At 32.8% G+C, this 253-nt stretch carries 1 protein-coding gene; it reads right to left on the bottom strand.

Annotation, left to right across the window (positions count from 1 at the left end):
* Positions 1 to 253, bottom strand: a 253-nt coding sequence (locus tag SB659_RS20080) for a hypothetical protein (protein WP_410551696.1), incomplete at both ends; no start/stop codon positions are given.

Raw genomic sequence — 253 nt, 5'->3', positions numbered from 1 at the left:
ATTTTACAAATACTTCTCTATTGCCAATTCTATAAACTGTTAGAACACTTCCATCTGAAAGTTGTTTCATTTTTTGGCTAAATTCTGCTCTCGGTCCAGATTTTGCCAATTTGTCAAGTTGCTGTAAGACTTCTCCAGGTGTTAAAACGCAAATTGCCGTTTCTTCACTTTTTCCATCTCCACTTTTTTCTATTGTTTGAATGATTAAATCCTTTTGTTTAGAACACAGTTCTTTCTTTTGATTTTCATCAAG

This window comes from Arthrobacter sp. SIMBA_036 (assembly GCF_046535135.1).
Taxonomy (GTDB): Bacteria; Actinomycetota; Actinomycetes; order Actinomycetales; family Micrococcaceae; genus Arthrobacter.
Note: the sequence above shows the minus strand (reverse complement) of the source record. Positions and strands in the feature narration are given on the sequence as shown.